This is a genomic window from Streptomyces sp., from assembly GCF_019510245.1.
GTDB lineage: Bacteria > Actinomycetota > Actinomycetes > Streptomycetales > Streptomycetaceae > Streptomyces.
Genome location: NZ_JAEKKT010000194.1, coordinates 21,084 through 33,926, shown reverse-complemented (window position 1 = coordinate 33,926; position 12,843 = coordinate 21,084). Strand labels below are relative to the sequence as shown.

Annotated in this window: 12 protein-coding genes; 5 read left to right on the top strand and 7 right to left on the bottom strand. The window is 71.3% G+C overall.

Translation table 11 applies throughout. From position 1 onward, the window contains the following. Positions 1-176 precede the first annotated feature (176 nt). The 6 genes from JF597_RS39390 to JF597_RS39365 form a co-directional block, all read right to left on the bottom strand. Positions 177-1,154: a pirin family protein gene (locus JF597_RS39390; RefSeq protein WP_294008190.1), complete on the bottom strand. Its 978-nt coding sequence runs from the start codon at positions 1,152-1,154 to the stop codon at positions 177-179. Positions 1,155-1,275: 121 nt separating this feature from the next. Then, on the bottom strand, positions 1,276-2,028 hold the full coding sequence (locus tag JF597_RS39385; RefSeq protein WP_294008188.1) for a tryptophan 2,3-dioxygenase family protein: 753 nt from the start codon (positions 2,026-2,028) through the stop codon (positions 1,276-1,278). Continuing rightward, positions 2,025-3,023: a diiron oxygenase gene (locus JF597_RS39380; RefSeq protein WP_294008186.1), complete on the bottom strand. Its 999-nt coding sequence runs from the start codon at positions 3,021-3,023 to the stop codon at positions 2,025-2,027. The genes JF597_RS39385 and JF597_RS39380 overlap by 4 nt, the downstream gene beginning before the upstream one ends. Continuing rightward, positions 2,965-4,272: an aminotransferase class I/II-fold pyridoxal phosphate-dependent enzyme gene (locus JF597_RS39375; protein WP_294008184.1), complete on the bottom strand. Its 1,308-nt coding sequence runs from the start codon at positions 4,270-4,272 to the stop codon at positions 2,965-2,967. The genes JF597_RS39380 and JF597_RS39375 overlap by 59 nt, the downstream gene beginning before the upstream one ends. Then, entirely contained in the window at positions 4,269-5,081 is an 813-nt protein-coding gene (locus JF597_RS39370; protein WP_294008182.1) for an SDR family oxidoreductase, read from the bottom strand. The genes JF597_RS39375 and JF597_RS39370 overlap by 4 nt, the downstream gene beginning before the upstream one ends. 188 nt (positions 5,082-5,269) lie before the next feature. Continuing rightward, positions 5,270-5,743, bottom strand: coding sequence for an SseB family protein (locus JF597_RS39365; RefSeq protein WP_132888471.1), 474 nt, complete (start codon positions 5,741-5,743; stop codon positions 5,270-5,272). A gap of 175 nt (positions 5,744-5,918) precedes the next feature. Here JF597_RS39365 and JF597_RS39360 point away from each other — a divergent pair, with 175 nt between their 5' ends. The 5 genes from JF597_RS39360 to JF597_RS39340 all read left to right on the top strand — a co-directional run bounded on the left by JF597_RS39360 (position 5,919) and on the right by JF597_RS39340 (position 10,910). After that, positions 5,919-7,745, top strand: coding sequence for an acyl-CoA dehydrogenase (locus JF597_RS39360; RefSeq protein WP_294008179.1), 1,827 nt, complete (start codon positions 5,919-5,921; stop codon positions 7,743-7,745). An 81-nt stretch (positions 7,746-7,826) separates the two neighbouring features. Continuing rightward, positions 7,827-9,122 (top strand): M18 family aminopeptidase, encoded by a 1,296-nt coding sequence (locus JF597_RS39355; protein ID WP_294008177.1) that lies wholly within the window; start codon positions 7,827-7,829, stop codon positions 9,120-9,122. Between the two features lie 74 nt (positions 9,123-9,196). Further along, positions 9,197-9,448 carry a DUF6458 family protein gene (locus tag JF597_RS39350; protein ID WP_294008175.1) on the top strand — a complete coding sequence of 84 codons (252 nt, stop codon included), beginning with the start codon at positions 9,197-9,199 and terminating at the stop codon, positions 9,446-9,448. 166 nt (positions 9,449-9,614) lie between these two features. Further along, positions 9,615-10,721, top strand: a complete 1,107-nt coding sequence (locus JF597_RS39345; protein ID WP_294008173.1) for a glycosyltransferase family 2 protein — start codon at positions 9,615-9,617, stop codon at positions 10,719-10,721. Positions 10,722-10,751: 30 nt separating this feature from the next. After that, on the top strand, positions 10,752-10,910 hold the full coding sequence (locus JF597_RS39340) for a hypothetical protein (RefSeq protein WP_294008171.1): 159 nt from the start codon (positions 10,752-10,754) through the stop codon (positions 10,908-10,910). Positions 10,911-11,007: 97 nt separating this feature from the next. Here JF597_RS39340 and JF597_RS39335 read toward each other — a convergent pair whose 3' ends face one another. Continuing rightward, positions 11,008-12,819, bottom strand: coding sequence for an NHL domain-containing thioredoxin family protein (locus tag JF597_RS39335; protein WP_294008169.1), 1,812 nt, complete (start codon positions 12,817-12,819; stop codon positions 11,008-11,010). Positions 12,820-12,843: the final 24 nt, after the last annotated feature.

The window sequence follows — 12,843 nt, the reverse complement described above, 5'->3', positions numbered from 1 at the left end:
GGCCGGAGCCGAAGGAAGGGGGGCGACTCGGTCGGCGAAAAGACCGGAGCCGAAGGAAGGGGGGCGACTCGGTCGGCGAAAAGGGTGGGGCGGAGGCGGCTCGGTCAGTGAGGGGGTGGGGGGACGTGGGAGGCCCGGCGCTTGGTTGCGGCGGGCCTCTCGGGGGGCTTTGTCGGTTAGGACTGCGGGCCGGTCTCCGTCATGCCGTGGACGGCGGGGATCGTGCCGAGGCGGCCCTTCTGGAAGTCCTCGAAGGCCTGCATGAGCTCGTCCTTGGTGTTCATGACGAACGGGCCGTAGTGGGCCATCGGCTCACGGATCGGCTCGCCGCCGAGCAGCACGACCTCCAGGTCCGGCGTGTGCGAGTCCTGCTTCTCGTCCGCGCGGACGGTGAGGGAGGAGCCCGCGCCGAAGACGGCCGTCTGGCCCAGGTGGATCGGACGGCGCTCCGCGCCCACCGAGCCCTTGCCGGCCAGCACGTACGCCAGGCCGTTGAAGTCCTCGCGCCAGGGCAGCGTGACCTCGGCGCCCGGGGCGACGGTCGCGTGGATCATCGTGATCGGGGTGTGGGTGATGCCGGGGCCGGCGTGGCCGTCCAGCTCGCCCGCGATGACGCGCAGCAGCGCACCGCCGTCGGGAGTCGTCAGCAGCTGCACCTGGCCGCCGCGGATGTCCTGGTACCTCGGCGCCATCATCTTGTCCTTGGCGGGGAGGTTCACCCACAGCTGGAGGCCGTGGAAGAGACCGCCGGACACCACGAGGGACTCCGGCGGAGCCTCGATGTGGAGGAGGCCGGAGCCGGCCGTCATCCACTGGGTGTCGCCGTTGGTGATGGTGCCGCCGCCGCCCTGGCTGTCCTGGTGGTCGAAGATGCCGTCGATGATGTAGGTGACGGTCTCGAAGCCGCGGTGCGGGTGCCAGGGGGTGCCCTTGGGCTCGCCCGGCGCGTACTCCACCTCACCCATCTGGTCCATCATGATGAACGGGTCGAGGTGGCGGTAGTTGATCCCCGCGAACGCCCGGCGGACCGGGAAACCCTCACCCTCGAAACCGCTCGGCGCGGTCGTGACGGTGAGCACGGGACGGGCCACGGCGTCGGCCGGGGCGGCCACCCGAGGCAGGGTGAGCGGGTTCTCGACGGTCACTGCAGGCATGTTGGCTCCTCCTTGTGCACCCAGTTTAGTTGAGCATTGAACTTTCTGCCACCCCTAACGGGAAAAGCCCGGAGGGCATTCCCTCCGGGCGTCGCCCTGACCTCACGGGCGCATCAGGGGATCACAGCACGGTGCCCCGAGCCTCCCACAGCTCCGGGAAGAACCGCTTCCCGCTTCGGGACCGCAGATACGCGGCCCCCGAACTGCCCGCCGTGCCCCGGCCGCCGCCGATCTGCCGCTCCACGACAAGGACGTGCCGGGCCCGCCACGACGCCCACCCTTCGTCGTGGCCGAGCAGCGCGTCCGCCAGGTCGCCCCGCGGCCCCTCCCCGCGGAGGGCCGCGGCCCGGTCCGCGGGCGGGAGGCCCGCCAGGACCGCGAGGAAGCCGTCCCACAAGGTCGGCTCCAGCAGCCGCCGGTCCAGCCGGGCCCGCTCGGCGTCGGTCAGCCAGCGCATCGTCCGGGCCCGCTCCCGACGGGCCGAGAGCGCCTCGATCTCGTGGAACTGCGCGGACTGCCCGCCGCTCGCCGAACCCAGCGCGCCCCGGAACGCCCGGAAGTCGGCCGGTGCCATCGTGTCCAGCAGCTCCAGCGCCGACAGCAGCACCCGCTCGATCTCATGGCATCGGCGCAGCCGCCGCACCGCCACCGCGCTGTCGCCGGCCAGCATCCGGTCACGGGCGTCCGTCAGCTCGGTCAGCAGCTGCTTGAACCACAGCTCGTGCACCTGATGGACGGTGATGAACAGATACTCGTCGTGCGCCGCCGCGGCCCGCGGCACCTGCTGACCGAGCAGCTGCGGCAGCCGCAGGTAGGCGCCATAGGTGAGGGCCGCCGTCGTGGTCGTGGTGGTGGTGGAGGTGGTCGGGTTCACTGGGTCTCCTGTTCCACGGGCTCCGTCGCCGCCGGATCCGCGTCGCCGTCGCCGAGCCCGTGGGCGGCGAAGTGCTCGCGCATGCCCGGCAGGTCGAAGACGCCCACGGCGGCGCAGAGGCGCAGCGTCGAGCGGGCGGTGTCGTTCAGGCGGCGGAGGTCGGGGCCGGCGGCGCAGCAGTCGTCGGCGACCCGGCGGGCGGTGTCCGCGTCGAGGCCGGCCAGCCGCAGTGACGTACGCACCGGGGCGAGGTCCCAGGTCAAAGCGGTACGGATCAACTCGGGCAGAGCCTTGGCGGCCTTGACCCGGTCGGCGGCCGACAGGTGGGTCCACAGTTCCCGGAAGAGCGCGGAGAAGAAGCGGTGGTGCCGACCCTCGTCCCGGGCGTGGTCGCGCAGCAGGTCGCGCACCACGCCGACGACGGAGGGGTCGCCCGGCACCTCGTTCAGCACAGCGGTGATCAGCGTCTCGAAGACGACCGCCTGGAGCAGTGCGGCGAGGGCGGGCGCGTCGGGCAACGCACGGCGCGCCGACGTCCGTAACCGGTCGACGAAGCCGCCGTAGTCCTCGTCCGGTATCGCGATGCCCGTAGCGGCGGCGATCTGGTCGGCCAGGTCGAGGCTGTACAGGGCGTGGTAGCCCTCGTCGCAGTAGACCTTGAAGGCGTCCGGACGCAGCGCCGGCGGCAGGTCGAGCCCGGTCCTGGCGTTCGCCACCGCCTCGGCGGCCGTGTTGACGACCCGGGTCTCCAGGTGCGTCGTCGACAGCAGGAACTGGTAGAGGTGGCGCACGGTCAGTTCCCGCACCCGCTCGGGCGGCAGCCGCCGTACCGCCTCGTGGCCGGCGTACGGCACCAGCCCGGCCGGGAAGAAGACCCTGCCGCGCTCCGTCTCCTCGTGGAACATCCGGCGCACGCCGGTGCGTACGCCCGCCTGCTCATACCAGCGGTCGAGCGGGCCCGGCGGGTGCGGCCGCGCGGTGTGATGCGTCGACATGGGGTGCTCCCTTCGGGGTGAGCAGCCGGCCGAGCCGGGTCAGGGCCTCCTCCACCAGGGCCGCGTCGAGCGAGTGGCACACGCGGAACCAGCCGGGGCGCGGGGCGTGGAAGGCCGCGCCGGGCAGGATGCTGACGTGGGTGCGGTCGAGGATCTCCCGCCACAACGCGTGTTCACCGGCGAACCCGGGCCGGGGCAGCCAGGCCGCGAGGTCGGCCCAGAGCGAGCAGCCCGCCTGCGCGGGGGCGTACGGGATGCCGAAAGCGTCCAGCAGGGCCGCGGCGCGGGCGTGCGAGGCGCCGAGGCGGCGGCGGTTCTCGGTGCGGAAGTCGCGCACCCGGGCGGGGTCGGCGAGGAGGTCCGCCAGGTGGGCCTGGGTGTGGGTGGAGACGGGCGCGAAGTAGGCGAGGGCGCGGGCGGCGGCCCGGGTCTCGGGGTCCGTGGTGTGCAGCACGCCCGCCTTGAAACCGGGCAGCCCGAAGTCCTTGGCGAAGCCCCACACGGTGTGGACGCGGGCGGCGTCCGGGGCGACCGTGCGCAGGCTGGTGAAGGGCCGCGGTCCGAACACCGAGCCCGCGTAGATCTCGTCCGCCACGACGTCCACGCCGTGGTGGGCGGCCACCTCGGCGAACTCCCTTAGTTCTGCGGGCGAATGGACCTGTCCGGTCGGGTTCGCCGGGGAGGCCAGCGCCACCGCCCGTACGTCCACGCCGTCGCGCCGGGCCTCGGCCAGTGTCCGGTCCACGGCCGGTACGGAGAGTGCGTGGCCGTCCCGCGCGTCCGGCGGGGCAGGCAGCAGCCGAGCGCCGGAGCGGCCCGCGAGGTCGGTGTCGAAGGCGCCGTAGCAGGGGGTGGGGACCACGATCGCCTCGCCCGGGTCACACAGGGCCGTGGCCGCCACGTCGAGCGCCGACGTCGCCCCGGCCACCAGCACGAGGTCCTCCGGGTCGACCGGCCCGCCACCCAGGTCGGCCAGGTGGCGTGCGATGTGGGCGCGCAGCTCCGGGGTGCCGTACAGGGGCGCGTAACGGGTGTCGCGCGCCGTCAGGAGACGGGGCGGCGTCTCCGCGTGCAGGTCCTGGACGAGCCGGTTCTCCGCGGTGCCGAGGTTGAGCCAGCCGTCGGGACGCAGCCGCGGGTGGTACGGCAATGCCTCCGCGCGGAAGTGCGCCTGCGCGATGGCCGGTGAACCGGCGACCAGCCGGGCCGCCTGGCGGGAGGTACGCGAGGTGCGGGAGGCCGGGGTCATCGGTCGGCTCCGGCGGTCTCGGTCAGGTCGCCCAGCAGCCCTGGGCGTACCCCGAGGCCCATCGACGCGTCGATCACCGCGCCGTGCAGGAGCCCGGCGCCGGGGCCGGTCAGCCACCACACCAGTTCCGCGACCTCCTCGGGGCGGATCAGCCGGCCGCGCGGCAGGGCGGATTCGAGGGCCGAGCGACGGGCCGGGGAGAGGCCGGCCAGGGTGCTCGCCTCGAACATGGGGGTCTCGACGGCGCCCGGGCAGACGGCGACCACGTCGATGCGGTCGTGGACCAGTTCGGCGGCCAGGTGGCGGGTGAGGTATGCGAGGGCGGCCTTGCTCATGCCGTCCGCGATCCGGAAGCCGGGGAACTGTGCGACGCCCCCGCCGACACTGGCCACGTTGACGATCGTGCCGCCTCCCCGGGCCCGCATGCCCGGCAGCAGCTGTTCACTGAGCCAGAGCGGTCCGACGGCGTTGATCTGCAGGAACGCCGCGTCCTGGGTGGGACCGGGCCCGGGGACGTAGTGCCCGACGGTTTTCGAGCCGACCGCCGCGTTGTTGACGAGGACGTCGACCGGTCCGGGCAGCTCCGCGACCAGCCGCTCGTGGTCGGGCCACTCGCCCTGGCGGAACTCGAAGGCCCGTGCCGGGTGCCGGCAGGTGCCGGCCAGCTCCGCGACCAGCCGGGCCGCGCGTTCACGTCCGGAGTGGTAGGTGAACCACACATGGTCGCCGCCGCGTGCGAACCGCTGCACGCAGGCCCGCCCGATCCCCGCCGAGCCGCCCGTGATCAGGACGTTCCGTGCCACCGCCATGCGTGCCCCCGCCGGTCTGCCGTGTCCGCTGCCTGCCGGACCGGCACATTTCCAGCCGCGGGGGCCACGCGCCCCCGGCGGAGGGGGGCGGGGCGGCATGTCGTCGGGTCGGGCACCGCACTGTGGCGACTGCCGTCTGCCGTCTGCCGTCTGCCGTCTGCCGTCTGCCGTCTGCCGAGCAACGACGTCTAGCCGTACATCCGCCGCATCGCGAACTCCACCATCTGCTCGACCGCCTTCGCGTCGAAGACCATCCGGTGCTCGCCCTCCATGTCCAGGACGAACCCGTAGCCGGTCGGCAGGAGGTCGATGACCTCGGCGCCGGTGATCACGAAGTACTTGGACTCCTTGCCCGCGTACCGGCGCAGCTCCTTCAGCGAGGTGAACATCGGGATCACCGGCTGCTGCGTGTTGTGCAGGGCCAGGAACCCGGGGTTGTCGCCGCGCGGGCAGTAGACCTTGGACGTGGCGAAGACCTGCTGGAAGTCCTCGGCGGTCACCTGACCGGTGGTGAAGGCACGGACCGCGTCCGCGAGGGACGGCGGGGACGGCTCGGGATAGAGCGGCGCCTGCTGGCCGTAGCCGCCCGGCATCTGCTGCTGCGGCTGGGCGTACTGCTGCTGAGCGGCCCCACCGTCCATGGGCTGGCCGTATCCATACATGCGCGCAAGCCTACCGAGACACGCGGCGTCCGCGAGAAGGTAGACCCTTCTCACACTTCACCCGAGGGGGTTGCGCCTTATTACCGACGGGTAGCATCATCGGAACTACTCGTTGGTATGTGAAAGCTTGCGCGAGGATTCAGTGCCTCGCCGATCCGGATACGGAGCCGTCACCATGGGGCACTACAAGTCCAACCTCCGCGACATCGAATTCAACCTGTTCGAAGTGCTCGGGCGCGACAAGCTGTACGGCACCGGCCCGTTCGCCGAGATGGACACCGACACCGCGAAGAGCGTCCTGGAGGAGCTGACCCGGCTCGCCGAGAACGAACTCGCCGAGTCCTTCGCCGACGCCGACCGCAACCCCCCGGTCTTCGACCCGGAGACCAACACCGCCCCGGTCCCCGCCTCCTTCAAGAAGAGCTACAAGGCCTTCATGGACTCGGAGTACTGGCGCCTCGGCCTGCCCGAGGAGATCGGCGGCACGACCGCTCCCCCGTCGCTTATCTGGTCGTACGCGGAGCTGGTCCTCGGCGCCAACCCGGCCGTGTGGATGTACTCCTCCGGCCCGGCGTTCGCCCGCATCCTCTTCGAGGAGGGCACCGAGGAGCAGAAGAAGTGGGCGCAGCTCGCCGTGGACCGCACCTGGGGTTCGACCATGGTGCTCACCGAGCCCGACGCGGGTTCGGACGTCGGTGCCGGCCGCACCAAGGCGGTCCAGCAGGAGGACGGCTCCTGGCACATCGAGGGCGTGAAGCGCTTCATCACCTCCGGTGAGCACGACATGGAGGAGAACATCCTTCACTACGTGCTGGCGCGCCCCGAGGGTGCCGGTTCGGGCACCAAGGGCCTGTCCCTCTTCCTCGTCCCGAAGTACCTGTTCGACTTCGAGACCGGCGAGCTGGGCGAGCGCAACGGCGTCTACGCCACGAACGTCGAGCACAAGATGGGCCTGAAGGCCTCCAACACCTGCGAGATGACCTTCGGCGACCGGCACCCGGCCAAGGGCTGGCTGATCGGCGACAAGCACGACGGCATCCGCCAGATGTTCCGGATCATCGAGTTCGCCCGGATGATGGTCGGCACGAAGGCCATCTCGACCCTGTCGACCGGCTACCTGAACGCCCTTGAGTACGCCAAGGAGCGCGTCCAGGGTCCGGACCTCGCGAACTTCATGGACAAGACCGCGCCCAAGGTCACCATCACCCACCACCCCGACGTCCGCCGCTCGCTGATCACGCAGAAGGCGTACGCCGAGGGCATGCGCGCCCTGGTCCTCTACACCGCGTCGATCCAGGACGCGATCGCGGTCAAGGAGGCGAACGGCGAGGACGCCAAGGCCGAGCACGCGCTCAACGACCTGCTCCTGCCGATCGTCAAGGGCTACGGCTCCGAGAAGGGCTACGAGCAGCTCGCCCAGTCGCTGCAGACCTTCGGCGGCTCCGGCTTCCTGCAGGAGTACCCGATCGAGCAGTACATCCGCGACGCCAAGATCGACACCCTGTACGAGGGCACCACCGCGATCCAGGGCCAGGACTTCTTCTTCCGGAAGATCGTCCGCAACCAGGGCGCGGCCCTGAACTCCCTCGCCGAGGACATCAAGAAGTTCCTGGCGCTCGGCACCGGCGGCGAGCAGCTGGCGGGCGCCCGCGAGCACCTCGCGAAGGCCGCCGTCGAGCTGGAGGCGATCGTCGGCCTGATGCTGACCGACCTCGCCGCCACCGAGCAGGACGTCAAGAACATCTACAAGGTGGGCCTCAACACCAGCCGCCTGCTGCTCGCCTCGGGCGACGTGATCGTCGGCTACCTGCTGCTCAAGGGCGCCGCGATCGCCGCCGAGAAGCTCGAGACGGCGTCGAACAAGGACAAGGCGTTCTACACCGGCAAGATCGCGGCGGCGAAGTTCTTCGCGGCCAACGTGCTGCCTGGCGTGACCCTGGCCCGCAAGATCGCGGCCGGCGTCGACCTCGACCTGATGGAGCTGGACGAGGCTGCTTTCTGACCGTTCGTCCGGCCGAGTCCGCCGCGGTGGCCCGCTCCTTCACAGGGGAGCGGGCCACCGTACGTCGTTAAGGTGAAGCACATGAGCGAACCCTCCCGCTTCGATCGCGGCCACACCGACGACCTGATGTCCTTCCTCGCGGCCGCCCCCACGCCGTACCACGCCGTGGCGAACGCCGGCGCACGACTGGAGAAGGCCGGTTTCCGGCAGGTCGCCGAGACGGACGCCTGGGACGGCACGGCCGGCGGCAAGTACGTGCTGCGCGGCGGCGCGATCATCGCCTGGTACGTCCCGGAGGGCGCCGCACCGCACACGCCGTTCCGGATCGTCGGCGCCCACACCGACTCCCCGAACCTGCGGGTCAAGCCCCGTCCGGACACCGGGGCGCACGGCTTCCGCCAGGTCGCCGTGGAGATCTACGGCGGACCGCTCATGAACTCCTGGCTCGACCGCGACCTCGGCCTGGCCGGCCGGCTCAGCCTGCGCGACGGCTCCACCCGCCTCGTCGACGTGGCCCGGCCGCTGCTGCGGGTGCCGCAACTCGCCATCCACCTGGACCGTTCGGTCGGCGAAGGCCTCAAGCTCGACAAGCAGCGCCACCTCCAGCCCATCTGGGGCCTCGGCGACGACATCCGCGACGGCGACCTGATCGCCTTCCTGGAACAGGAGTCGGGCCTGCCGGCCGGCTCGGTCACCGGCTGGGACCTGATGACCTACACCGTCGAACCGCCCGCCTACCTGGGCCGCGACCAGGAGCTGATGGCCGGCCCCCGGCTGGACAACCTGCTCTCCGTGCACGCCGGTACGGCGGCCCTGGCGGCCGTGGCCGCGGGCGGCGCCGACCTGCCCTGCATCCCCGTCCTCGCCGCCTTCGACCACGAGGAGACCGGCTCCCAGTCCGACACCGGCGCGGACGGTCCGCTGCTCGGCAGCGTGCTGGAGCGCTCGGTGCTGGCGCGGGGCGGGTCGTACGAGGACCGGGCGAGAGCCCTGGCGGCCACCGTCTGCCTCTCCTCCGACATGGGCCACGCCGTCCACCCCAACTACGCCGAGCGCCACGACCCGACGCACCACCCCCGCGCCAACGGCGGCCCAATCCTCAAGGTCAACGTCAACAACCGCTACGCCACGGACGGTTCGGGCCGCGCGGTCTTCGCCGCCGCCTGCGAGAAGGCCCAGGTCCCCTTCCAGACCTTCGTCTCCAACAACTCGATGCCCTGCGGCACCACGATCGGCCCGATCACCGCGGCCCGGCACGGTATCCAGACCGTCGACATCGGCGCGGCGATCCTCTCCATGCACAGCGCCCGCGAACTGTGCGGCGCCGACGACCCGTTCCTGCTGGCGAACGCTCTGGTGGCGTTCCTGGAGGGCTAGTCGGACATAGCCCGCCCCGCCCTGGGTACCCGGTGTGCACCGGAACCACCGAACCTGAAGGGGAGGCAACACTCATGGGGCTCGGCGGGTGCATCATCCTCATCGCCGTGGGGGCCATCCTCACGTTCGCGACCGACTGGCACATGAACGGCGTCAACCTCGACGTCGTCGGCCTGATCCTGATGGCCGTCGGCATCATCGGCGTCGCCACGTTCAGCAGCATCGCCAGCCGCCGGCGGGTCATGGTGCCGCCGACGACGACGGTGGTCGAGGAGGAACGACACCATCACCACCGTGACGGATACGGAGACGGATACGGCGTGTAACGGACACAGCCACACCCACAGGGTCATCACAGGCAACCGTGAGCAATCCGTTACAGCTTTCAACTACCGAAGTTGTACAGATCTCGTGAAGACTTCCGATCACTGACGGGTCCGGAGCATCGGCTTCCGGATCCACCGAGGTCTTCACGACAGGGGGTACCGAGCCGTGCGCCGTCACGCCACGCGCCGTGCCCACGCCGCGCCCGAGGAACCGGGCGACAGACCGAGACTCGCCGTCCTGATCCCGGCACACAACGAGCAGAAACGTATCGCCGACGCGATCGACGGCCTCTGGGACCAGACCCGGCGCCCCGACCTGGTCGTCGTCGTCACCGACAACTGCACCGACGACACGGCCGGCGTCGCCGCCGCCCACGGCGCCCGGGTCTTCCCCACCCAGGGCAACACCCACAAGAAGGCCGGTGCCCTCAACCAGGCCATCGCGTGGGTGCTGCCGCACCTGGACGACCGGGACCTGCTCCTGGTCCAGGACGCCGACACCGTCCTCAACCCCTGGTTCGTCGAGACCGCGCTCGCCACCTTCAACCGCAAGGTCGGCGCGGTCGGCGGCGTCTTCTACGGCGAGGACGGCGGCGGCCTCCTCGGCCTGCTGCAGCGCATGGAGTTCCACCGCTACGCCTGGGAACTGGAGCGCACCGGCGGCAAGGCCCAGGTCCTCACCGGCACCGGCACGATGTTCCGCGCCCGCGTGCTGCGCGAGGTCCGCGCGGCCCGCCGCGCCGGCGAACTCGGCGGCGGCACCGGCTACTACAGCCTCGCCTCGCTCACCGAGGACGACGAGATGACCAAGGCGGTCAAGACCCTCGGCTACCGGGCCATGTCCCCGGCCGGCTGCGCGGTCACCACCGAGGTCATGCCGACCCTCCCCAAACTCTGGCACCAGCGGCTGCGCTGGCAGCGCGGCGCACTGGAGAACCTCCGCGACTACGGCTGGACCCGGGTCACCGCCCGCTACTTCGTCCAGCAGTTCCTGATGGGCTTCGGCGCGCTCTCCTTCCTGATCTACCTGACCTACATGGCCGCGTACTCCTCGCTGTACGGCTGGCCGGGCCTGTCGCCGTTCTGGACGGCGATCGGCCTGATCTTCGTCGTCGAGAAGACCGTCTCCGTACGGCGGGCGGGACCGAAGGCCGTCCTGGTCGCCGCGCTGATGATCCCGGAGATGCTCTACGACCTCTTCCAGCACGCCGTCTACTTCACCTCGCTGTGGGGGCTGGTGCGCCGCAGCGAGGAGAAGTGGGTGGCTACGTGAGATCCCCTCAACCCTCTTAGGAGAAAAGCGATGTACGGCAGAGTGATCGGCGCGGGCACGGCCGGTGCGGGCGGGGCGACCCTGGCCGCCACCGGGCTCTGGATCAACAGCATGGCGATGGTGGTGGCGGCCACGACGCTGGTGGCGGCCGGGGTGGCGGTGTTCAAGTTGGTTCCGCGGAGGCGGTAGCCGGGGTGTGCCGGTTGTGCGTTGACTGCGGGCGCGTGGGGGCTGAGCGCGCAGTTCCTCCCCCAGCCTTCGGCCGGGGGTACCCCCAGCGCCCCTTTCAGGGGCGCTGATCCATACCGGCGAGGATGAGTGGAAGCCGGTTCACCCCACCCTCCGTGATCCGTACCGGCACCCCCCAGTCCTGCTGGTGCACATGGCAGGCCGGGTATTGGGTGGCCTCGTCGTCGTCACAGGACGCGGCCATCGCCGAGACGTGCAGGACGCCCTCCTCGACGGCCGGGTTCAGTTCCAGCTCCCTCGACAGGTCGGTGTCCGCGCCCTCGCCCTTGAGCAGCAGCTCAGGCGGGGTCGAGGAGACCAGCAGGCGGGTCGAGGGGCCGTAGCGGGTGTCCAGCTTCTGGCCCGCCGGGGCCTGGAAGACCACGTCGAGCCGGAGCCTGCCGGGAGCGACCTCGGTCGCCGCGCGCTGGGTGCGGTGGGCGACCGACGCCACCCGGACCGCCTCCTCGGGCAGCCGCAGCCGGGTCAGCCGGTGCCGGGCCGACTCCACCACCACGATGTCCTCGCCGGCCAGCACCGCGCCACTCGGCTCCCGCAGGTCCGTGGCCAGCGTGGTGACCTCGCCCGTCGCGGGGTCGTAGCGGCGCAGCGCGTGGTTGTAGGTGTCGGAGACGGCGACGGAACCGTCCGGGAGCGCGGTCACACCCAGCGGATGCTGGAACAGGGCCTGTTCGGCCGCGCCGTCGCGATGCCCGAAGTCGAACAGCCCGGTCCCCACCGCGGTGTGGACGTGTCCCTCCAGGTCGACCCAGCGCAGGGCGCTCGTCTCGGAGTCGGCGAGCCAGAGACGGTCGGCGGTGGCCGCGAGGCCGGACGGCTGCGCGAACCAGGCCTCGGCCGCCGGCCCGTCGACCAGTCCCTCGTTGGTGGTGCCGGCGGCGACGGCGACCGTCCCGCGCTCCGGGTCGTACGCCCACAACTGGTGCACGCCGGCCATGGCGATCCACACCTTGCCGCCGAAGACGGCCACGTCCCAGGGGGAGGACAGGTCGATCTCACGGGCCGGGCCGGAGGTCGGGGAGCCCTGCCACCACTGCCGGCCGGTGCCGGCGAGGGTGGTCACCGCACCGGTGGCCGGGTCGAGGCGGCGCAGCGCGTGGTTGACGGTGTCGGCGACGACCACCGAGCCGTCGTCGAGGAGGGCCAGGCCCTGCGGCTCGCTGAAGGAGACGGTGTCGGCGCCGCCGTCCGTGAAACCGCGCGTGCCGGTGCCGATCCGCCGTACGACCGTCTCCGCGTCCGCCGCCAGCTCCACCAGCTGGTGCCGGGTGGTGTCGCTGACCAGGAAGTTCCCCGAGGGCAGCAGGAGGGCCTTGCCGGGGAAGCGCAGGGCCGTCGGCTCGGGCTCCGGCGCCACGTACGGTCCGTCGCCCCGGCGCAGGGTGCCCTTCGCCTCGTGCTCCGCCTCCAGCTCCTCGACCAGCCGCGCGATGGCGTGCGCGTGGCCCTCGCCGGCGTGCTGGGCGACGACGTATCCCTCCGGGTCGATCACGACCAGCGTCGGCCAGGCCCGGACCGCGTACTGCTTCCAGGTGGCGAGCTCCGGGTCGTCCAGCACCGGGTGCTCGACGCCGTACCGCTCCACCGCGTCGACGACCGCCCGGTGCTCCGCCTCGTGCACGAACTTCGGCGAGTGCACCCCGACGATCACCACCGTGTCCCGGTGCCGCTCCTCCAGCTCCCGCAGCTCGTCGAGGACGTGCAGGCAGTTCACGCAACAAAAAGTCCAAAAATCGGCAACTACGATGCGCCCGCGGAGCTCCGCGAGGCTGAGCTGCCTGTCACCTGTGTTGATCCAGCCACCCTTGCCGATCAGCTCGGGGGCACGGACACGTACGCGTTTTGCCATGGTTCAAGCCAACCACAGGCGTCT

Bases quoted from the DNA above. Each gene is read 5' to 3' on its own strand.
- JF597_RS39360 (WP_294008179.1), top strand. From the start codon at position 5,919: ATGGGGCACTACAAGTCCAACCTCCGCGACATCGAATTCAACCTGTTC.
- JF597_RS39370 (WP_294008182.1), bottom strand. From the start codon at position 5,081: ATGGCGGTGGCACGGAACGTCCTGATCACGGGCGGCTCGGCGGGGATC.
- JF597_RS39340 (WP_294008171.1), top strand. From the start codon at position 10,752: ATGTACGGCAGAGTGATCGGCGCGGGCACGGCCGGTGCGGGCGGGGCG.
- JF597_RS39375 (WP_294008184.1), bottom strand. From the start codon at position 4,272: ATGACCCCGGCCTCCCGCACCTCGCGTACCTCCCGCCAGGCGGCCCGG.
- JF597_RS39350 (WP_294008175.1), top strand. From the start codon at position 9,197: ATGGGGCTCGGCGGGTGCATCATCCTCATCGCCGTGGGGGCCATCCTC.
- JF597_RS39335 (WP_294008169.1), bottom strand. From the start codon at position 12,819: ATGGCAAAACGCGTACGTGTCCGTGCCCCCGAGCTGATCGGCAAGGGT.
- JF597_RS39390 (WP_294008190.1), bottom strand. From the start codon at position 1,154: ATGCCTGCAGTGACCGTCGAGAACCCGCTCACCCTGCCTCGGGTGGCC.
- JF597_RS39355 (WP_294008177.1), top strand. From the start codon at position 7,827: ATGAGCGAACCCTCCCGCTTCGATCGCGGCCACACCGACGACCTGATG.
- JF597_RS39365 (WP_132888471.1), bottom strand. From the start codon at position 5,743: ATGTATGGATACGGCCAGCCCATGGACGGTGGGGCCGCTCAGCAGCAG.
- JF597_RS39380 (WP_294008186.1), bottom strand. From the start codon at position 3,023: ATGTCGACGCATCACACCGCGCGGCCGCACCCGCCGGGCCCGCTCGAC.